The sequence below is a fragment of the Bacillus sp. UNC438CL73TsuS30 genome, from assembly GCF_000482325.1.
Taxonomy (GTDB): Bacteria; Bacillota; Bacilli; order Bacillales; family Cytobacillaceae; genus Neobacillus.
This window is the reverse complement of record NZ_AXVA01000014.1, coordinates 1-20,910: the sequence shown is the minus strand read 5'-3', so window position 1 is coordinate 20,910 and position 20,910 is coordinate 1. Positions and strand designations below refer to the sequence as shown.

General features: G+C 38.8%; 18 protein-coding genes and 1 pseudogene. 2 read left to right on the top strand and 17 right to left on the bottom strand.

Annotation, left to right across the window (positions count from 1 at the left end):
• Positions 1-105: 105 nt before the first annotated feature.
• From cyoE to M028_RS0107695, 10 genes are all read right to left on the bottom strand, one after another.
• Positions 106-1,011 (bottom strand): heme o synthase, encoded by a 906-nt coding sequence (cyoE, locus tag M028_RS0107740; protein WP_026573404.1) that lies wholly within the window; start codon positions 1,009-1,011, stop codon positions 106-108.
• Between the two features lie 392 nt (positions 1,012-1,403).
• Positions 1,404-2,333: a glutaminase A gene (gene glsA / locus M028_RS0107735; protein ID WP_026573403.1), complete on the bottom strand. Its 930-nt coding sequence runs from the start codon at positions 2,331-2,333 to the stop codon at positions 1,404-1,406.
• Between the two features lie 133 nt (positions 2,334-2,466).
• Positions 2,467-3,591 carry an ABC transporter permease gene (locus tag M028_RS0107730; protein WP_026573402.1) on the bottom strand — a complete coding sequence of 375 codons (1,125 nt, stop codon included), beginning with the start codon at positions 3,589-3,591 and terminating at the stop codon, positions 2,467-2,469.
• Complete coding sequence (locus M028_RS0107725) at positions 3,588-4,460, bottom strand: ABC transporter ATP-binding protein (RefSeq protein ID WP_026573401.1); 873 nt, start codon at positions 4,458-4,460, stop codon at positions 3,588-3,590. The genes M028_RS0107730 and M028_RS0107725 overlap by 4 nt, the downstream gene beginning before the upstream one ends.
• Positions 4,450-5,226, bottom strand: coding sequence for a hypothetical protein (locus M028_RS0107720; protein ID WP_026573400.1), 777 nt, complete (start codon positions 5,224-5,226; stop codon positions 4,450-4,452). The genes M028_RS0107725 and M028_RS0107720 overlap by 11 nt, the downstream gene beginning before the upstream one ends.
• Positions 5,204-5,770 carry an RNA polymerase sigma factor gene (locus M028_RS0107715; RefSeq protein WP_035423932.1) on the bottom strand — a complete coding sequence of 189 codons (567 nt, stop codon included), beginning with the start codon at positions 5,768-5,770 and terminating at the stop codon, positions 5,204-5,206. The genes M028_RS0107720 and M028_RS0107715 overlap by 23 nt, the downstream gene beginning before the upstream one ends.
• A 216-nt stretch (positions 5,771-5,986) precedes the next feature.
• On the bottom strand, positions 5,987-7,933 hold the full coding sequence (locus M028_RS0107710) for a GTP-binding protein (RefSeq protein WP_026573398.1): 1,947 nt from the start codon (positions 7,931-7,933) through the stop codon (positions 5,987-5,989).
• Between the two features lie 249 nt (positions 7,934-8,182).
• On the bottom strand, positions 8,183-9,358 hold the full coding sequence (locus tag M028_RS0107705; protein ID WP_026573397.1) for a M20 metallopeptidase family protein: 1,176 nt from the start codon (positions 9,356-9,358) through the stop codon (positions 8,183-8,185).
• Between the two features lie 47 nt (positions 9,359-9,405).
• Positions 9,406-10,878: a sodium:solute symporter family protein gene (locus M028_RS0107700; protein ID WP_026573396.1), complete on the bottom strand. Its 1,473-nt coding sequence runs from the start codon at positions 10,876-10,878 to the stop codon at positions 9,406-9,408.
• On the bottom strand, positions 10,875-11,069 hold the full coding sequence (locus M028_RS0107695; protein ID WP_026573395.1) for a DUF3311 domain-containing protein: 195 nt from the start codon (positions 11,067-11,069) through the stop codon (positions 10,875-10,877). The genes M028_RS0107700 and M028_RS0107695 overlap by 4 nt, the downstream gene beginning before the upstream one ends.
• 176 nt (positions 11,070-11,245) lie before the next feature.
• On the opposite strand from M028_RS0107695, the gene M028_RS0107690 reads away from it, so the two are divergent.
• Entirely contained in the window at positions 11,246-12,484 is a 1,239-nt protein-coding gene (locus tag M028_RS0107690; RefSeq protein WP_026573394.1) for a MerR family transcriptional regulator, read from the top strand.
• Positions 12,485-12,567: 83 nt separating this feature from the next.
• Here the strand turns inward: M028_RS0107690 and M028_RS0107685 are convergent, their stop codons facing one another.
• The 7 genes from M028_RS0107685 to M028_RS0107655 form a co-directional block, all read right to left on the bottom strand.
• Positions 12,568-13,092, bottom strand: coding sequence for a DoxX family membrane protein (locus M028_RS0107685; protein WP_026573393.1), 525 nt, complete (start codon positions 13,090-13,092; stop codon positions 12,568-12,570).
• Positions 13,093-13,319: 227 nt separating this feature from the next.
• Entirely contained in the window at positions 13,320-13,835 is a 516-nt protein-coding gene (locus M028_RS0107680; RefSeq protein ID WP_026573392.1) for a DUF1456 family protein, read from the bottom strand.
• Between the two features lie 277 nt (positions 13,836-14,112).
• The gene (locus M028_RS0107675; RefSeq protein WP_026573391.1) at positions 14,113-15,459 is read right to left on the bottom strand and encodes a 2-hydroxycarboxylate transporter family protein; all 1,347 of its coding nucleotides are present in this window, start codon (positions 15,457-15,459) and stop codon (positions 14,113-14,115) included.
• A 120-nt stretch (positions 15,460-15,579) separates the two neighbouring features.
• The gene (locus tag M028_RS0107670) at positions 15,580-16,287 is read right to left on the bottom strand and encodes a response regulator (protein WP_026573390.1); all 708 of its coding nucleotides are present in this window, start codon (positions 16,285-16,287) and stop codon (positions 15,580-15,582) included.
• The gene (gene dcuS, locus M028_RS0107665; protein WP_026573389.1) at positions 16,259-17,887 is read right to left on the bottom strand and encodes a DcuS/MalK family sensor histidine kinase; all 1,629 of its coding nucleotides are present in this window, start codon (positions 17,885-17,887) and stop codon (positions 16,259-16,261) included. The genes M028_RS0107670 and dcuS overlap by 29 nt, the downstream gene beginning before the upstream one ends.
• A 130-nt stretch (positions 17,888-18,017) precedes the next feature.
• On the bottom strand, positions 18,018-18,770 hold the full coding sequence (locus M028_RS0107660) for a sulfite exporter TauE/SafE family protein (RefSeq protein ID WP_026573388.1): 753 nt from the start codon (positions 18,768-18,770) through the stop codon (positions 18,018-18,020).
• Between the two features lie 158 nt (positions 18,771-18,928).
• A complete protein-coding gene (locus tag M028_RS0107655; RefSeq protein WP_026573387.1) occupies positions 18,929-20,176 on the bottom strand; it encodes an NAD(P)-dependent malic enzyme in 1,248 nt (415 codons plus the stop codon).
• 549 nt (positions 20,177-20,725) lie between these two features.
• On the opposite strand from M028_RS0107655, the pseudogene M028_RS29600 reads away from it, so the two are divergent.
• Positions 20,726-20,910, top strand: a pseudogene (locus tag M028_RS29600) (transposase); the annotation flags it as partial.

Sequence of the window (20,910 nt, the reverse complement as noted above, 5' to 3'; positions counted from 1 at the left end):
GATTCCCGTATAAGTGAATATTCCTATCCGCAGGGCAATTAAACCACTAACCTTCCATCTCACAACAAAAAGGCCCTATCAATATAAATTGATAAGACCTTTTCTTTACTTAAATATCGGCAATGTCACAATAATCATTACCAGATACATGATCGTTATATAATTGACTGAATAAAGAAATACGAAATGAGCCCATTTATGGTCATTTTTAGTGAAAAACCCAGAAATACTCACACCCAGCCACCCTAAATTAAGCAGTGTGGCAATGACAATAAAGGATACGCCAAGTGACCCTAAATAAAATGGCAATGGTAACAAACAGGCACTATAAACAAAAATTTGCCGCTTCGTCATTTCAAATCCACGAACCACAGGAAGCATCGCAACACCTGCTGCTTTATATTCATTATATTTCTTCATTGCAATTGCAAAGGTATGCGGCATTTGAAAAATAAATAAAATCAGAAACAAAATAATCGGTACGATATGATAACTAGTTTCAATCGTTGTCCAGCCGATTACAGGAGAAACGGCACCTGAAATAGCACCAATTACAGTATTAAGCGTATATTTCCGTTTTGACCACATCGTATACAAGATGACATAAGTAAACCAACCAATAAATGCCCAAATAGCTGCTTCAATGGAGGTAAAAAGTAAAAGGGCCAAACCGAGTAGGGTTAAAGTGATTCCCATTGCCAGTACCGCTTTTAGTGAAAAATGCCCCGTTACGGTTGGACGATTTTTCGTTCTGTCCATTACAGAATCAATATCAACATCATACCAGTTATTGATAATAAGTGCTCCGGCCATTACCAATGTGCTGCCAATCATGGTTAGTAAAAATAACCCCCAATGATTGGTTAATGATTCATTGGTAAAATAAAGTGCCAGCCAAAACCCGGTAAAAACAGGAAGTACATTTGCGATTAACACCGGTGCCTTTATAATCAACCTTAAATCCGCAAAAAAAGTAGAAGTATTTCGTTCTTTCGCTAAAATAGTGTTCATTTAAAACCGTCCCTTAAAAAGTGGTTGGAAAAAGTTTATTCATAAGGAAGTTAATATAGAATCCATTGTGAATATATCATTTTCCCTTCCCCTATATTACCATACTTTCATCCCACACTTCCTGTGGAGAAATTTTCCCCTTTCAAAAAAACTAGAACCCGCTTACTATTGCTTACTCTTTTTAATTTTTTCATTAAGACTCCGGCCCTGTTCCTCCTACAATGCCAACCATGTTCATACAATTTCCCCCTCGTGATAAAAATTCACCTATATTTATATTATCACTTTGGCTTGAATTTTCCGAAACTTAATTAACTATTTTCCTATAGGTTAAGTTGGACTTATTATCATTTAAAAAGTAAAACAAAGGCATAGAAAGATTCATGCCTTTGCTAAAACATACTCAACCGATAATTATTTGATAAAAGCTCTAATAGCCTGATCCCTGCAATACTATTACCTTTTTCATCCAGTGCAGGGCCAAAAATTCCGATTCCAAATTTCCCCGGAACAGCTCCCATGATCCCACCAGAAACACCACTTTTAGCGGGAATCCCAATTTTTATGGCGAATTCGCCTGAAGCATTATACATTCCGCACGTTACCATAAAGGTTTTGCAAATTCGGGCGACATCATCCGGCATAATCCGTTTCCCGGTAAGTGGATCGACACCATCCATCGCAAAAATCATTCCAATCCTTGCTAAATCCAAACAGTTCATTTCAACGGCACACTGCTTTGTGTATAAATCGAGTAATGTCTCGACATCCTCTTGAATGATTTTATGCTGCTTTAAGAAATAACATAATGCACGATTTAAATTAGCTGTTTCAAATTCGGAACGGGCTACTTTCTCACAATAGCCAATAGTATCGTCTCCGATCAATTCGCGGATAAATGTTAATAGCCGATGAAACCGCTCCTCTACAGTAGGCCCTTTAATCATATGTGTCACGACAAGGGCCCCAGCGTTGATCATTGGGTTTAACGGTTTGGCTGGGGCCATCGTCTCCAATTTTGCAATTGAATTGAACGGGTCTCCAGTTGGTTCCATCCCCACCCGCTCAAACACATAAGGAGAGCCTCTTTCCATTAGAACAAGTGCTAGGCTAATAACCTTCGAGATACTTTGCAATGTAAACTTTTTATCTATATCTCCAGCTGAGATACATCTCCCGTCAGGATAGTTAATCGCAATGGACAAATCGTAAGGGTTCGCTTTTCCTAGCTCAGGTATATAGTCTGCAACCTTACCGTAATTTGTACACGCTTTTGCTTCTTTTACCAATAGCTTTAATTCGTCACTTGATTGACATGGCATATCCATCACCCATAGTAGTATGAGCAAATAATATAGCGATTATGAAAAACAGAATAAAAATGGGCAGAATGAGAACAGAAAAACCCTCCACCACTTAAAACGATGGAGGTCAGCCCCCTTAACAGAGACCCCATTATGCAATCTGCTTCTTTCTTATCAAAAATCTTGCTAGGAAGATGGATAGAGAAAGAGTTATGACCGACACCATAATTCCGATATATGGAGCAAGAACAGGTAACCCGAAAATGTTCACCGAAACAAAATTCATATACATATCTTCTACCTTCATAATGTTAGTAAGGGTGAACGTCAATGCCTTGTTAAGCCATATCGAGTCAACATCCATTATACTTTGGGTGAGAAGCGGCACACCGAAAAGGAATCCAGAGACGAAAAAGGAAATAACCGTTGATTTTGATAGAGTCGATACAAGCACCATCACTCCTGCAAAAGCAAGGGCCGCAAGTAAATGGATGCCAATTTGAATCAGGTGATACTCCATAAACGTCAAGCTGTAAGGAGATGTAAAGTATTTATACGAATACTGAATTGGAAGGTCCCAACCTTTTGTTCCATAAATAAGGGTTCTTATCATAAGATTAAAACCTTCCCAACTGAAAACTACCACTGCAGCAAAAATAAATGCTGCCAAAAGCTTCGCCCTCATCGTCTTCACTCGGCCATTTTTTGTACTGAGGATATAATTTTCAACTCCTGAAGAATGCTCATTCGAGTAAATTCCGGATAAACCAATTAACAAGAACACCCCTGATATAATCAACCCAAAAACATTCACAAAATCGATTGCTTCCCTCGGGGCAGCCGAATAAGAAATTCTGTCTAATTTCACTTCATTGTACATTTTTTTCTGAAGTTCAAGTTTGTTAGCTAAGGAGGTATTTCCTTTTTCACGAGCCTCTATGATTAATTTATTAAGATCCTGATTCCATTCCTTAATCCTTGTTTTAATATTTTGGCTATACGCGATATTTTCTACAACCGCAGATTCCGCAGATTTTCGTTGATCAGGAGAATGCTGTTTCGAAAAAAATTCTGTTAGTTGACGGTTTACCTTTTCCGCCTTTTCTACCTTTTCGGTTGTAATCGGACCCTCCCACTTCTTAAAGACCTCCTGTGTGATTTTCTGATTCTCTACATCCATGGCTATCATCGTAAACCAGCCAAACAAAAAAATCCCAATAATATAAAGACTTTTTTGTTTAAAGATCTTCATTAGCTCCCATTTAAGCAAACTCATGCCCCCACCCCCTCATCAAAATAATAGAGATATAGATCTTCTAGATTAACAGGGACGTTGACAGCGACATCGGCCGGTTTCTCCTCAGAAATAATTCTTAATTCAATTCCCTCTGGTTTCCTTGCGATATTCCCCACTTTAAAGGATTCCTGGAAGGATGGTATTTCGGCCTCCTCTGCAGGAACACTCCAGACGATATTCTGAATCTGACCTAATAAATTTCGAGGCGTATCTTTTTCAATCAGCAGCCCGTTTTTCATAATCAGAATTTCCTTTGCAATGTACTCAATGTCGGACACAATATGGGTCGATAAAAGAACAATCCGGTCATAAGCGATTTTCGCGAGAAGGTTACGGAAACGAATTCTTTCCTTCGGATCAAGCCCAGCTGTCGGTTCATCCACAATCAATATTCTCGGGTCATTTAGCAGCGCCTGGACAATACCGACACGCTGCTTCATTCCACCTGATAATTTCCCCATCTTCACTTTTCTTTTATCATATAGATTTACAATCTCAAGTAACTCCGCTACTCTTTGCTGCGCCTCATTTTTTTCAATTCCCTTTAGGCTGGCGATATAATAGAGAAATTTTTCAACGGTAAAATTCTTATAATAACCGATATGCTGCGGGAGATATCCAAGAAGATCACGGTAGCGGTCACCCATTTTTGTGATATCTTCCCCGTTAAATGTAATCGTCCCTGATGTCGGTCTCGATACGGTCGCGAGCATCCTCATCAAGGTTGTTTTACCTGACCCGTTGGCCCCCAGAAATCCGTAAACTCCATTTGTCAGTTCTGCACTGACACCATCTACCGCTCGTTTATCCCCAAATACCTTGGATAGGTTATTTATTTTAAGTTTCATAGTTTTCCCCTCTCATTTCCATTCTTTTTATTTTCATGATCTGGAATGCCCAAAGAAATACTCCAACTAGAAGAATTCCGATCATTTCCCGGATATTCATATTTAAAAGAATTTCCCTTACCGCTTCAACTTGCATCATTCCATAACAAACAGCAAACCAAACAGCAAGCATAATTCCACTTGCCACATTCCCTTTTGTTTTCATGGCAAAAAGAAAGGCAAGACCTGATACTACAACAAAAGGAACCGTCCAAGACATAAGCAGTCTTGTATAAATAATATCCGGGTTCACCATGGAGGAAATGAACGATATGGTTAGATTAATCAGTAAGTTAAACACCCCAACCACAAGAAGCCGCGAAACAAAGATTTGCTGAGTATTGTATTTTAAGGTCATTTCAAGCTCGATTAACCCTTCATCTTTACTTTTCAGAATTTCAAATATCCCTACAATAAACGGCAAAGGAGCTAGAGTAAATACTGTTATATATGGATTGGCCCTCCACTGGATAAGGCTGATAACGCCAAGCAGGACAAACATTCCATTAAGACCCCAAAATAGCCAGCCAAAATTCAACATTTCGCGTGTACAGTTAACAATCAGTGATCTTGCTCGTTTTTGAAAAACCAATGCCCTGGTTTCAATCGGGTTAACATTAGACATGATATATTCAATCGAAGTCTCCATTTCCTCCACATCGGGGAAGTCGACTTTATAAGAATCGAGAAACTCCTTGATTTCCTTATCCATTTCGATGTTGTTCATTTAGGTCACCCCGTTTCAAGTAATGTTCGAGTTTCTTAAGGCCCTGCTTTAGCCGGGATTTCACGGTTGGAACGCTCGCATTCGTCACTGCGGCAATCTCCGAAATCTTCATTTCATTGTAGTATTTAAGCAGAATCGCCTCTCTTTGGAAATCAGGAAGCGCCTCAAGTGCCCGCTTCATCTCTTTTCTCTTCTCATTTTTTTCAAATATAGAGGAAACACTTTTCACAGTTCTCATATCATCATTTTCATACAACTCATAGGTATTTTGGCTTTCCTTATGAGCCTTGCTTTTTAAAAAGTCCTTTGCATGATTACTCGCTACAGTTAAAAGCCAGCTTTTAAAATCGGAGGATGGCTGAAATTTTGTTATATTGTTTAAGAGTTTAATAAATGTCTCTTGCGTCAGATCTTTTGCCAGCTCTTTATCCCCGATCATTCGGTAAAGAAAACTATAGACCAGCTTATAATGTCGCCTCACCAATATTTCTTGGCTAGACCTGCTGCCCTTCTTCACCTCAGCAATTAGTTCTAAATCGGTCATCTCTACACCTCCGATAAGGTAACGAAATTGAGTTAAAAAAAGATTTAAGAAATCGAAAACTTTTTTACATTTCTATTAAATACCCAAATTTAGCGATGGGTCAAAACAAAAAATAATCCCCACCGTGGATGATGGAGATTACAGGCTGGCTGATTTTAAGTGTTTAGAAATAACACTTTTGGCTTCTTGTGAATGCACTCTTTGAAAAAATTATAATTATAAACAATGCATCATTCCTTCGGCTTCATCCCATTTTACGGTAAAGCCTTGTCCCTTTGAACAAAAGATCGAGGAAGAAGTATAGTCCGGATCAGCATTTTTATCATATCCAATGTGTTCAATTACCTCCTCTGCATTATGACAGAGGTGATAGCCAGCAAAGGTTAGACTCATTCGCCCTTTCCCTTGTGTAAAAGAGGCTAGTTCCATGCTGTAGTTCATAAAGGTCGCAACAGGAACGATTCCAGTTAAGATGGCTTTATCGCCATGAGTCATTGGGGAGTCAATCCGGCCATGGGCAGCTTGCACATCTGATAAGATACGACCCATTTGATTACTCGTAACGATAATTTTAAAGTGGTAAAAAGGTTCGAGCAGGATGTTATTTGCCTTTTCCAATCCCTGCCTCAAGGCACGAAATACGGCCTCCCGAAAATCCCCGCCATGAGTATGCTTATTATGTGCTCTTCCCGTTAAGAGCGTTACTTTTAAATCAGTAATCGGTGAACCGGTTAAGAGACCGTGATGTTCCCGTTCAACTAGGTGCTGTCCTACTAGGTTTTGCAGGCCAATGGATAAATCGTCGGTATGGCAGCTGCTTTCATAAAGAATTCCGCTGTTTCGATTTCCAGGTTCGATTTTTAAATGCACTTCGGCATAATGCTTTAGTGGTTCAAAATGACCGTACCCAATAACTTCGTTTTCAATTGTTTCCTTATAAAGAATCTCTGGCTGTTCAAATGCGATCTTTAAATGAAATCTTTCGAATATGATTTGCTCAAGTACTTCTAATTGAATGGCGCCCATGACTTGAAGATGAATTTCCTGCAGGCGCTCCTCCCAAGTTACATAGAGCGAAGGGTCCTCAGCATCCAGCATAAGAAAATATTTTAATGCTTCCTTTGGATTCACCCCGGGCTCAAATACGACCTTGGACCTTAGTGTTGGGACCATCTCATATACGGCTTTTTCCTCTAGGGCGCCTATCCCGTCACCAACAGAAGCATTTGTGATACCGGTAACTGCAAAAAGCTCGCCTGCAGAAACTTGGTCGATTTGCCGGTATAGACTGCCATTATACATACGGATTTGCGTTACCTTCTCCAACTCACCATTTCCACATGCAATCCCATCGCGTACCTTTAACGTACCGCTTAATGCTTTGATAAAAGTGACTCTTGTGCCGGTTTCATCATAACGGACTTTATAAACCCGGCCTGCAAAAGGTGGTGTATTGCTATCAAAGTCTGTAACCGTTAATAAATCAAACTTTTCCAGGAAGTTTTTCACCCCAATATCCTGCAGTGCTGAACCGCTCGCACAAGGATAAATTTCCGCGGAATGAATCATGGATTGCATTTTTTCCAGCCATAATTCTGGTTCATACCCATTTTCCATATAGTACTCAAATACTTCTTCGTCCCTCTCGGCGATAAATTCCATCAATTCTTCTGACATTGTTCTATCTGATAAGGATGCTGATATATCACAAAGATCTTTGGTGAAATTACTGCGAATTTCCTTAAGTACCTCTTCGACATTTGCACCGGTACGATCAATTTTATTAATAAAAAAGAAGGTGGGCACATGGTGTTTTTTTAGCAGATTCCAAACCGTTTCTGTATGCCCTTCAATGCCTTCAACTGCACTAATCAGGATAATCGCAAAATCCATCACTTGGATGGCCCGCTCCATTTCTGGGGAAAAATCTACGTGCCCGGGTGTATCAATTAGATAATAGGTTGAATTTCCGTATTCAAACATACCTTGGTCAGCAAAAACGGTAATGCCGCGCTGCTTTTCAATCTCATGACTGTCAAGAAAGGCATCTTGGTGGTCCACTCGCCCAAGTTTTTTAATACTTTTTGTATGAAAAAGCAGCTGCTCAGAAAAAGTGGTTTTTCCTGCATCCACATGTGCTAAAATTCCAATTGTTTTGTTCATATTCCGAGGTGCTCCTATTCTATCGCTACAGTTATCATCCTAACCATTATATCAGTATTATCATGGATGCACTTATAATGAAAGACATGAAAGAGTCGGACTATTTATAAAAAAAATAGGGACAAGGTTCCTGTCCTTATCCCACAATTTATCGGCTTTTATTTATAATACTTCGTTGAAATGTATTTTGTTTTTTTTAATAGAAAATACTGTCACATCCAACTGTATTAAGGTGCATGCCTTTTTCTTTTACTTACCACATAATTTTGTTGCAATCCCTACAAAATAATCGACCCCGTATAGTAAGGCGGACTCATCGATTTTAAATTTTGGATGATGGAGTGGATAGGCTTCACCAAAACCTTCATGATGAACACCAATAAATTGCATTGAGGAAGGAACTTTTTGGGCGATGGCTGAAAAATCTTCTCCGCCAAATAAAGGCTCCTCTACCTGGATTACATTTTCTGTTCCAAAAATATCTTTTGCTACCTCTCTTGTAATCTCAACTGCCTCTTTATCATTTACCACACTTTCATAGCCTTCATGCCAAACAATTTCATATTGAGCGCCGTGTGCTTCGGTAATACCTTTTACAATTTGGTTGACATAGTTTTTAGCCTTTATACGGATATCTGGGTCGATTGCACGTATGGTACCACCAAGCTCTGCCGTCTCTGGAATAATATTGAGGGCACTCCCCCCATGGAATTCTGTAATAGAAATAACCGGTGAATGTAAGGCTGGTAGTTTCCTTGATACAATATGTTGAATGTTGGAGGCAATTTCTACCCCTACCGCAATCGGGTCAACTGTTAATTCAGGTGTGGAGGCATGTCCCCCATAACCGATGACCTTTATTTCGAAGTCATCATTGGATGCACAAAGCACACCTTCCCTCATGCAGATCGAACCGGATTGTTCATATGGTGTGACATGAAGGGCAAAAGCATAATCAACGCCATCCACAACGCCTTTTTCAACAAGCTCGATTGCCCCGCCTGGAGGCATTTCCTCAGCATGTTGGAAAATAAATCTGATTTCTCCGGCTATTTCATCTCTCTTTTCAGAAAGGACTTTCGCTGCACCTAACAGCATAGCGGTATGTGCATCATGCCCACAGGCATGCATGACTCCAGGATTCTTTGATCGAAATTCAATATCCGCTTCCTCTTGAATTGGAAGTGCATCCATATCTGCACGAAAAGCAATAGTCGGCTGTTTTTCTCTCAATTGTTTTCCGCCTTTTAGCACTCCCAAAACACTTGTTTTTGTTGGTCTTGTTACTTCTAATCCTGTAAAAGATTTTAATAGATTATAAACATATTCAGATGTTTGAACTTCCTTAAAAGAAAGTTCTGGATTTTCATGTAAATGCCTTCTCCATGTAATCACTTCATCTTTTATAGTAATTTGTTTGGTTATCAATTTATCTCTCTCCTTTAACTTTTCACCTAAACTGTGAAGCATGATTAAGAATTAACATCCACATTTTCAAGTTGATTTTCTGAAACATTTTTTACTCTTGTTATAGCGCTAACTCCTATCGTAACAATCAGGTTAACTCCCAGCGCTACAATTCCACTGTCAATGTCCTTAATGACTTGTGGCCAGTGAGGAAATAATGTCGCAATGGTAGAATTTGTAATAGTCATTAAAGCAACTGTTACGGCACCAGCGATGATTCCCGCAAATGCTCCTTGCAATGTAACAGGGTTCTTCTTCCATAAGCTAAAAAATAAGGCTGGAAACAACTGAGCTACAAATCCATAGGCCATAATTAATAACATGAAAATCATTTCCCCGCCTCTAAATGTAAAATAAACAGACAATAGGGCAAGGATTGGTACAAATGTGCGGGCAATACGGGCAATCTGTTGATCCGTTGTATCCGGTTTCAAAACTTTGACCACATTTTTCGCTACTAGCGTGGATGCAGTCATTAATAACATTGAACTTGGTACAAGCGCCGTTAATAATCCGGCCCCTCCAATGATTCCAATAAACCATGGGTCAAATGATTTTTTAGCTAGTTCAAATAGGGCTAAATCTGGATCTTTTAATCCGGGAACTACTAGAACAGCGGCAAAGCCAATAAATAATACTAGAATTAGGACAATCTGATAAAGTGGCGTTAAGGCTGAATTACGTCGCAAAATATGTGCATTTTTGGCTGTTAAACTAGCAGCAAACAAATGCGGCCACATCGATGCACCAAGGGCAAAAAGGATGCACGTTGAAATATACCAGGATAAACCGTAACCGGATTTAGGAAGAGTTAAAAAGTTAGGTTTAGCAGCATTAATTTTTTCAAACATTGGCGTAAATCCACCATAATAATGGTAAGGTAAGTAAATAGACATAACTAAAATGACAACTAACATCAAGATATCCTTTACAATCGCTGTCCACGCAGAACCATGTATCCCTGAAACTGTTACATAAATTGAAACGGAAACCGCCCCAATCCATATGGCAACCGCCGGTGAAATCGCCCCGTAAGAAGCCTCTGAAACAATAATCCCTAACCCTTTAAATTGAAGAACTAGGTATGGAATAAGAGAAATAATTCCTACAACAGCTGTAAGAACACCTAATTTTGTGCTATTATACTTGCTGACAAAGAAATCAGATTGGGTCAAAATATTGTTTTTCTTTGCATACTTCCAAATAGGAGGAAAGAACCAATACATGACAATATAGCAAAGCGAACTAAATACATAAATCATTGGGCCGCCAAGACCATATGCCCCACCACTTCCCCCAAGGAAAGTATAGGTAGTAAAGTTTTCGCCGGCCATTAACAGGAACACAAAAATCGTTCCAAAGGCTCGTCCGCCTACTGCCCACTGATCTAGATTCATTTCTTTTCCTTTTTTCGCCCGAATTCCTATATAAATGGAAAAAGCGAGAAAAACTAAAATAATAAGTAGAGAAACATTCATGATTCCTCACCATCCTCTTCAATTGGGTAAAGTAAATTACTAATCCCCATACCGATGGCAGATAGAACAAGCCATAGGGTTGCCCAGAACATGACAAAGGGCATCCCTAAGACATAGGGCTCTACCTTATTAATAACAGTCAACGAGCCAATAAATGGGATAATCGATAACAAAATACAGATTTTCTTCATAAATAACCCCCTCAAAATTTTTTAAAGCATTATTCCGAATTAATTTAACTTTTCTGTATAATTAGTTTAATAAATAGGGTTAACACAATTGCAAGCGCTATTTTAGAGGGATTTGTGATAAAAAAATGGTGTAACACCATTTTTTGTTTAATCGGAATCAAGCAGGAGGAATCTTTATGAAGATTGGACAGTTCGCTAAACACTTTAATGTTTCGATTGATACAGTAAGACATTATATTGAAAAGGGACTTTTGATTCCAGAAAAAAATAACACACAATATCAGATGAATACCATCTGTCTTGAAGACATGGCCTTAATTAATGAACTTAAGTTCTATCGTTTTTCATTAAAAGAAATTCATAAAATCTTATCTCTTAAACGATTAACAAACAACGGGAATAATGGAGATGCAAGCTACTTTAGAAACTTACTCGTTGAAAAAAAGATCCAGTTAATCGAAGAAAAGGATCAAATTTTAGATGTCATTCATTCAATTGATACAAAGATTAATACAGAGGTATGTGAAAATTTCGAACAAGATAATGAGAAAAAGGGAGTTCCATTACTTTTTGTCCCCATTCTTTCTTGTCCGTATTGCCAAAGTGGATTAAGTTTGCAAAATGCTTCCCTACAGGGGCATCAGATCTTTGAAGGGAATCTCCACTGCAGCTGTGGCTACCTAGCCGAAATTCAAGATGGCATTCTGTTTACAAGCAACCTGCAGTCGTCGCCCTTTAAATATTCCATTTATGAGACTGATGTAGAGAGATGGAATCCTGGTTTTATAAGTTTACTTGAAAAGAGTAAATTATGGATGTATAACGAATTAACACTACAACAACTGGAAAATAAAATAGTGCTAGAAACAAACATTGAAATTTTGATGATGTTGCCAAAATATCTTTCTTCCCTTTCTAAAAATACATCCTATATTTTTACGTGCTACTCTCTTGAAACGATTAAAACATTAAAGCAATGCATTGAAAAACTTCATCCAGATTTATCGGTTTTATACATCGTCAATAGTGATTTGCATCTACCACTAGCACATCATTCAATCGATTTTTTCATCGATAGTTTGTCTCTTACTCAGTATTCCTTGATTTATAAGGAATCACCGATTCAAATTTTAACACGGTATCTAAAAGATAATTCTTTCATAATAGGGATTGCTGTTTTTTATGAAGCGAATTCAAAATCATTGAAAAAAATTCAATCAATTTATCCGACGCCAAACCCGAAGGCATTGCAACTAAACTTTTTGGAAGAAGAAATGCATGAACATCATCTCACTAACCTTAATAAGGAAATAGTAGGCTTTACGAAAAAACCTGGCAGTTATTTCTCCTATCATGATGAAAATGAAAAAATGAACTTATTGGCGTACAAAGCAGCATATTCCATTGCAAAATAAAAGAATAGCCTCACCAATCAGGTGAGGATTATTTTTTACTTAATTCCAAAATTTAACTTGTTCTATGAAAACTGTTTTACAATTTAGTCATTCTCCAATTTTAGGATTGTCAACTTTTTATTTCTTTTAAATGATATTTGGCGAATAAATGGAATCACCCAGCGATCAAGACCGAGTTTTCCGGCGTTAAAGCCCGCAAAGAGGATGATCACTCCTAGTAAAATATCGATTGGGTTAGAAGAAATCGTTCCAGCAATCAGATAAGAGAAGTTCATTAAAAGACCGAAGAACATAGCAGCAGTTGTTAAGCAGCCCAAGATTAGCCCTAAACCAACTAAAAACTCTCCGGCAGGAATAACCTTATTAAAGACATCAACATTAGACAATGCTACATGTTTTAAGAAGTCAACATACCACCCAAATTCAACCGCCCCGTCCGGTCCTTTGACCGGGTTGGCAATTGCTCCTTTTAAGAATCCAGAAGCATCGAAACCACCACTTAATAATTTTTGCCCACCTGCAGTAATCCATACAGAACCAATATATAAACGAAGAACTGTTAAGAAACCTGATGCTATTTTATTTTGTCTTAACCAATCTACTACCATTTGCAACACTCCCTAGGAAATTAGTTTAAAGTACCTCCTTAACTTAACAGATTTATTTTCACAAAAGGGGGGTTTGTTCATGATTTAACATTCTCTTAAAGACAACTTAAATAATTTATCATTTTTAAATATTTGTTACACAAATGTAGTGGAAACTCCATTTTATAGGTAAAAGAAATAGGATGAAATTAAAAAAGCCTCACCAATTAGTGAGGATCTTTACCTTATTACCTGTATTGAATTGCTAATCCCTTTAAGAAATTTCTAGCGTATTTATCCCCGCACACTTTGTAATTTTTATGTCCTTCTTTTCGTAATAGTGCGCTTAATTCTCCTTTTGTGATCGTGACACCTGCATCTTCTAATATTTCAATCATATCCTCACTTGTTAACGATAGTGCAATTTTTAACTTCTTCAGTAATACATTATTAACACTTCCATGATCCTTAATAGTCATGGCTGGTCTTTCAGGCTGTCCGGGTTTTGGGTCTTGTTTCCCTCTTTTAAAGATAATAAGTCCATTTAAAAATGACTCGAACATGAAATTATTGCATTTAATAGTATTTTCATCTTCCTCTATATCAACATCATTGTAATCGTCATTTGATTTTGTTAAGACCTTTAGTACTTCTTCCTTTGTTAATTCAATGCCGCCAAGTTTAAATATCTCTACCATATCGGTATTTTTAATATCTAGAGCATATCTTAATCGAATTAAGATATCATTATTTGTCATACTCATTATGAAACCTCCTCATACAATCCTTACTATTATATCTCCAGCTCTCGCCATTATAAATGGCAGCTATGACGCTCGCTTATTAAATCGATAAGATCTAAATTTTGTAATTCAGAGTTAGAAATCAAACGATTCACTCCCATTATCATCTTCGCCCTTACTATACAAAACGTTCTATTTGATGTCAATTTAGTTGACCATATAGGTTAGCATTAGTACGACACTGTTTGCTTGTATACAAAAAGACCCAGTATGATAACTGGGTCAAAATTTACTTAATTTAACTAAATAGTTTCAGTAACATAATTGCCAAAATTACGGTTGAGGCACCGCCGATTCTTGTGGAAACTTGGGCAAATGGCATCAATGACATCCTGCCTGAAGCAGATAGAATCGCTACATCCCCTGTTCCACCCAACCCACTGTGACATCCTGTAACAATCGCTGCGTCAACGGGGAACATTTTCATCAATTTTCCTACAAAATAACCGGAGCTCATCATGGCTAAAACAACAGCAACACAAATTATAACATAGGCAGGAGTTACAATTTTCACAACATCCTTAAGTGGAATATAAAGCATTCCTAAGCCAACCATTAACGGCCAGGTCAAACTGCCTGATACAAATTTATATAAGTGAAAAGCACCTTGTTCCATTTTTACTGGCATAATTTTAATGCTTTTTACAACAGCCGCTGCAATAATCATTAACACCGGACCGGGAATACCAAGAAATTTATTCCCAAGACCACCTAAAATAAAGAAACTGCAGGCAATAAGAAGTCCGGCACCCATTAATGAAAAATCAATTGGTTTATCAATCGACGTTGCTCCCGTAATGCCATCGCCGCCTTTTGTTTTGACTAACACTCCGTTGCCAGTAAGTTCTGGTTTTTTCTCACCTAAGCGTGACAGAAGACCGGCACAAATGATGGCTACTGTATTTCCGATAACTGCAGCTGGGATTAATTGTCCAACAAAGGTTTCAGATGCTTTTCCAAGTACTTGACCATAACCTAATGATAGAGGAAGAATTCCCTCTCCAATTCCGCCTCCGATAATCGGAACAACGATGTAAAAAATCGTATGTTTAATGCTGTATCCAAAAAGTAAGCCAACCAAAGCTCCAACGACTACAGCGGAAATGGTCCCAACAATAAGCGGTACAAACATGCGGGTAAACCCTTGAATCAATACCCTGCGATTCATTCCAAGAATACTACCTACCACTAAAACGGAAATGTAAAGATATAGAAAATTGGATGTTTTCATCAACTGGGTAACAGCATCCATCCCAGTCGTATTAATTACATTTAAATAGACTAAAATAGAAGGAACTAAGAGTGATAGAATGGCTGGTCCGCCAATATCCTTTAAGATTGGGATTCTCATTCCTAAATCCCCTAGAAAAATTCCCATGACCATAATAACGGCAAATCCGCCGAGCATATCTGCCGGAAGCTGTTTATAAACAGCAGCTGCATAAACAACAACTGCGATAATGATATAAAGCGGGAGCGGTACTACTCCGATTTTGATACTAGCTAATTTGGATAAAAAGCTTTTATTTTCTTTTGTTTCCCCCGTTACCGCAGTAAGCGGTTCCAGCTTTCTTACCGGTTCCATACGTTCATCCCCCTGCTTGATTTATAATTCTATAATATTCTTGCTAAAAGCGCTTTCATAGTTTATGTAAGTTTAGAAAGTAATTTTGTTAATAAAAAAAGTAAGCAGCCTTTAAACTGCTTACAGAAAGTTTTTGATGAGATGTTCCTTAAATCGGTTGAATTCATGCTGATAAACGGGCCTTCCAACAGTACCATAAATCACTTTTACTTCCAGAATGCCGATTTCTTTTAAAAAATTTAAATATTTCCGTACGGATACTCGAGAAATCCCCACAAGGTTTACAACATCCTCAGTTGAAAAGGGAGCATTCTTTAGCTTCTGAATCGCTTCCCAAATTTGTTTCAATGTATCCTTTGTTACCCCTTTTGGAAGTTCTTCAATCAGCGGCCTGTCCTCGCGGTGCAAAAGTTTCGTATCGAGTACCTCTTGGCTGATCACAGGCTGTGTTTGAATAACCGTTACTTGACCTTTATAAGAAGACAATGCTATATTAAACCGTTCAAATTCAAAAGGTTTAATTAAATAATCAACAACACCATATCTTAATGCTTTTTTGATCCGCTCCATATCCGACGCAGCCGATATGATGATTACATCTGTCTCTTTATTCTTTTCACGAAGATAAGTTAACAGTTCCAGACCTTGTTTGCCGGGCATGAATATATCCAAGAGAATTAGATTTACCTCTTGATTCTCCAACAATCTTATTGCCTCACTCACTGATGGTGCCATTGCGGTTAATCTAAATCCCTCCACTTGCTCAAGGTATCGTTTATTTAATTCCGCTACCATAGGGTCATCTTCGACAATCATTACGGTGATCATTTTGCTTCCCCCCCTCAACTTTATATGGTAGATATACGGTAAAAACAGTTCCCTTTCCAGGTTTGGATGAGAGAATTAATTCGCCTTCCAGCTTGTTAATTGCTTGCGTGACAAGATACAGTCCTAACCCCCGATTTTCTCCATTTGTTGAGAAGCCCTTTTGAAAAATTTTGTTTTGTAACTCTTCATTCATCCCTTTTCCTGTATCTTTTACTACAATGGTTAAAATATCATCGCCATAATCAAAGTCTATGGCTATTTTTTTAGTTGAACAATTATCTACAGCCTGAACCGCATTATCAACTAAATTTCCAACAATCGTAATCAGTTCGTGACTAACATTGGCATTCGCCGGCAGTGGAAGCGGGAGATCACAGGAAACCGATAATTCCACCCCTGACTCCCTAGCATAACTCAACTTTCCAATGATAAATCCTGCTAACACAGGATCTTTTACCTTATTTGTTACAAAGCTGATTTCATTTTTACGATGGCCTGCCATTTCATTAATGTAGTCAACAACTTTCTCATAATAACCCATATGAACCATCCCCAAAATCACATGAAGTTTATTCATAAACTCATGTGCCTGGGCCCGAAGTGCATCAGCATATATCCGCACTCCTGTCAATTGTTCAGCAAGCAGTTGCATTTCTGTCTTATCACGAAAGGTCGCAATCGCTCCCACTACTTTATTGCCAACAATAACAGGTACCTGATTAGTTAATAGGGTAATGCCATTTAAATTTTGTTCTTCATCCAACTCGGTTTTACCTTTTTTTAATAGATCGCTTAAGCGGTCGGAGGACATATACTCCTCTATACTTTTACCGATTGGATTTCCTTGAAGGCCTGCTTTTTCAAACAACTTTAAAGCCGCCCGATTTACGAGAGTTACCTTCGACTCCTGATCAACAGCGACAATACCCTCGTGCACGGATTGCAGCATAGCACTACGCTCTTCCAATAACTTGGAAATTGCAAATGGCTCAAGTCCTAATAGGATTTTTTTAATATATCTAGCTAAAATGACCGCTCCCGCTATACCAATTAAGATACCAATCACTGTCCCGATATAGACCCCGGTTCGGCTCTTTTGAACGGCCTTTTCAACATTATCCAAGGAAATCCCGACAGCTACCGCACCAACCTGTCTCCCAGCCCCGTCCTTTATTGGCGTAAAATAGCGTAAGGACGGTCCGAGAGAGCCTTTCGAAATGGATGTGTACTCTTTTCCTTTCAGGACAGGTCCCTGATCTCCGCCTTTAAAAGGTTTTCCTACCATTTTAGATTCAGGATGAGACTTACGAATCCCTTTCATATCCATTACTACAATAAAGTAGACGTTCGTTACCTTTCTCATTTCCTCTGCGAATTTTTGGATCGCCTTGTCATCCCGTTTGCCACTCAATGCATCAATGACAAGTGGACTATGCGCGACCATTCGAGCAATATTTCCCGCTTTTTCTTCCTGGCTCTCCTTCGTCCCTGAAGCCACCCTCGAACTGATCAGCATGTCTGTTATTAAAAGTGAAAGTGCAACCACCACACATACGAAAACAATAATAACCGACTGTAAGCTCCATCTTCCTTTTTTCATATTCCCCTCCATCTGGCAGGTTTCCCCAACATTTCATACTAATCCTAGTATGTCGGTAAATCTCTTAGTAAACACAAAAAGGCCGCGAAGCTTCCTGTTAGGAGTTACTTCGCAGTCTTTTAGGTCATCTTTACTTTATTAAAAGAATGGCCCCTGCCACAATGGGTGTAATAACCATTGCGCTTTTTAATACCGGTTGCGGAGCTAGTCCTGTGAACTTTGCCCCAGCATATGAACCAATCATCGTTCCGGCAACTACTTCTAGTAACAATCCGAAGTCCAGAAATCCCTCGAAATAGTAACCAACTCCTCCTGCCAATGCAATTGGTAAGATTACAAGCATGGTTGTACCAACAGATTGTTTAAGCGTAAGCCCCATGATGACCAAAAGCCCGATTTGGATGAAGGGTGCAGCCCCAATCCCAAATGTACCAGATAGCAATCCTGTAATAATACCTACAAAGGCGGCTCTCCTAATAGAATTTAGAGGATTTGTGGAAGCATTTCTGAGGTTGCCCGTTATTTTTTGAACCATAAACAAACGGACGATTAGGATAACGGCGGATAAGAACAACATCCCTGCTGTTAACCAATGCATGGATTGGACCGGTATCAAGCCGGCCAGCTTGGAACCAAAAAAGGAAGCTACTGCCCCAAATCCTCCGACAATGAGCCCGGTTTTTACTGAAATATTTCCTTGACGGAAATGACTGTATGCTCCTGACAACGTAGTAAATACCATTGCCGCAAGCGAGGTGCCTAAAGCGGTATGGATAGGAACTCCAAACAAAACCGTAAGTATGGCAATGATAAAGCCAGATCCTCCTGCCCCGACAAATCCTAGTAATACCCCTAAACCAAACATCGTAAGCGCAATCGCCAATTCCATCCCCTCCGTGTGTAAAAGCCTTGATGATCATAGTGTCAATCCATCCAAGATAATCTATGTTTTTATTATACTAGACTTTTTGCAACCATAATTTGAAAGACTATCCCACAGCTAGTATGGGATAGTCCACCTTGAAAAATTATGCTTTTAAGCTATACGAGCTCTAGTTCTTTACCACCAACCTGCTCTAATAAACGTTGCTTAATTTCTTCTGGATTTATACTTATTTGAGCCACCCCGGTTTCCATTGCAGCAGAGGCAACAGCGGCCGCTACATGAGCTGCAACCCTTGGATCAAATGGGTCAGGAATTACATAATCTGCATGAAGTTCTATATCGGAAATTAAATCAGCAATCGCATAAATAGCAGCAAGTTTCATTTCTTCATTAATTTCTTTTGCCCTAACATCTAATGCGCCACGGAAAATCCCCGGGAAAGCAATCACATTATTGACTTGGTTTGGAAAATCAGATCGGCCTGTTCCCACTACAAGGGCCCCTGCTTCCTTTGCCTCATCCGGCATAATTTCTGGTACTGGGTTGGCCATTGCAAAAATAATTGGGTCGCACTGCATGGAACGAACCATCTCTTTCGTTACTGCTCCTGCTGCGGATACACCAATAAACACGTCAGCACCCTCAAGAGCATCCGTCAACGTTCCTTGTTTTTTCTCCCAATTGGTTATTTGCGCCATTTCTTCCTTGAATGGATTCATTCCGGAGGTTCGGCCTTCATAGATAATCCCTTTTGTATCACATAAAATGACATCTTTGACTCCCATATGTAATAAGAGTTTCACGATCGCTACCCCTGCTGCACCTGCACCATTGACGACTACTTGGATATCTTCAATTTTCTTATTAGCCAACTTTAATGCATTAATTAAACCGGCTACTGTTACAATCGCAGTCCCATGTTGATCGTCATGAAAAACTGGAATATCACAAATTTTACGCAGACGGTCCTCAATTTCAAAGCATTGCGGTGCGGCAATATCCTCCAGGTTTACTCCCCCAAAAGTGGGTTCTAGCAGCTTAACCGTCTCGACTATTTTATCTGTGTCTGTTGTTGCCAGACAAATAGGGAATGCATCCACATCTGCAAAGGATTTGAATAGTACTGCCTTTCCTTCCATTACTGGCATTGCCGCTTTTGGTCCAATTTTTCCAAGCCCGAGAACCGCTGTTCCATTTGAAACAACTGCAACAAGGTTCCCCTTTGAAGTGTAATCATAGACTTTAGACTCATCCTCATGAATGTCCAAACAAGGCTCGGCCACACCAGGTGAATAGGCTAAACTTAAATCGTTTGCATTCTGGACGGAGACCTTGGAATAGACCCCAAGCTTCCCTTGATTATCCCTATGCATTTTTAATGCTGCATCTCTTAAAGTTGACATTTTGATATTCCCCCAAAAAAGTTTATTGTAGCGATGTTTTAACAGTGTTTATAATTCCACCGCGGTAAACGTTTCCATTTTTAGTGGACCCTTGTTTTTCTACCTATATCTTAGTCTCCCCATCCAATTTTTGATAGATTTTGTAATTAAAAAAAGCAAAGGATTCAAAAATGCTACTTTTTGACCTCGTATATTTCCACTCAAAAACAGGATTAGCAATCCATTAACTTGTAGCTGGCCCTCCAATAAAAAACGCTCAGAGCGATTTTCTAAAGGGTTCCTTTTTCGGGTAAGACTTCTGTCATTTGCAGCACTGTTTATAGATTGGGGAATTAGGTTAAGCACCCGATCAGAGAAATAGACGGAGCAATTTCGCTTAATTAGAAATTTTCATAAAAAAAGCTTTAAATAGACGAATATTTGAGACCGTCGATTAACTCATAAAAAACCCCTTTTTCACAAACTTTATCCAAATTTTCCAATCTACTAATCACCTCACTCCATATGTACGGTAAAATTAAGATATATCTTACGTATGGAGTGATCGTGATGGCGCACATTCAATATAAATCATTTGGTCAGTTAACCCTATCAGATTATGAAGTCTTCTCTTCGGTTCCTCCCCATCCTTTTTGGAGCCGAGTGGAACAAGTGGTTGACTTTACCTTTGCAGATAAACTTTGTGAGCCGTTGTATTCCCCCAATGGACAACGTCCTTATGCCCCTTCCTTAAA

Bases quoted from the DNA above. Each gene is read 5' to 3' on its own strand.
- cyoE (WP_026573404.1), bottom strand. From the start codon at position 1,011: ATGAACACTATTTTAGCGAAAGAACGAAATACTTCTACTTTTTTTGCG.
- M028_RS0107725 (WP_026573401.1), bottom strand. From the start codon at position 4,460: ATGAAACTTAAAATAAATAACCTATCCAAGGTATTTGGGGATAAACGA.
- glsA (WP_026573403.1), bottom strand. From the start codon at position 2,333: ATGCCATGTCAATCAAGTGACGAATTAAAGCTATTGGTAAAAGAAGCA.
- M028_RS0107700 (WP_026573396.1), bottom strand. From the start codon at position 10,878: ATGAATGTTTCTCTACTTATTATTTTAGTTTTTCTCGCTTTTTCCATT.
- M028_RS0107680 (WP_026573392.1), bottom strand. From the start codon at position 13,835: ATGAGTATGACAAATAATGATATCTTAATTCGATTAAGATATGCTCTA.
- M028_RS0107715 (WP_035423932.1), bottom strand. From the start codon at position 5,770: ATGACCGATTTAGAACTAATTGCTGAGGTGAAGAAGGGCAGCAGGTCT.
- M028_RS0107720 (WP_026573400.1), bottom strand. From the start codon at position 5,226: ATGAACAACATCGAAATGGATAAGGAAATCAAGGAGTTTCTCGATTCT.
- M028_RS0107730 (WP_026573402.1), bottom strand. From the start codon at position 3,591: ATGAGTTTGCTTAAATGGGAGCTAATGAAGATCTTTAAACAAAAAAGT.
- M028_RS0107670 (WP_026573390.1), bottom strand. From the start codon at position 16,287: ATGATCACCGTAATGATTGTCGAAGATGACCCTATGGTAGCGGAATTA.
- M028_RS0107685 (WP_026573393.1), bottom strand. From the start codon at position 13,092: ATGGTAGTAGATTGGTTAAGACAAAATAAAATAGCATCAGGTTTCTTA.
- M028_RS0107710 (WP_026573398.1), bottom strand. From the start codon at position 7,933: ATGAACAAAACAATTGGAATTTTAGCACATGTGGATGCAGGAAAAACC.
- M028_RS0107655 (WP_026573387.1), bottom strand. From the start codon at position 20,176: ATGTCAACTTTAAGAGATGCAGCATTAAAAATGCATAGGGATAATCAA.
- M028_RS0107675 (WP_026573391.1), bottom strand. From the start codon at position 15,459: ATGGAACCGGTAAGAAAGCTGGAACCGCTTACTGCGGTAACGGGGGAA.
- M028_RS0107695 (WP_026573395.1), bottom strand. From the start codon at position 11,069: ATGAAGAAAATCTGTATTTTGTTATCGATTATCCCATTTATTGGCTCG.
- dcuS (WP_026573389.1), bottom strand. From the start codon at position 17,887: ATGAAAAAAGGAAGATGGAGCTTACAGTCGGTTATTATTGTTTTCGTA.
- M028_RS0107690 (WP_026573394.1), top strand. From the start codon at position 11,246: ATGAAGATTGGACAGTTCGCTAAACACTTTAATGTTTCGATTGATACA.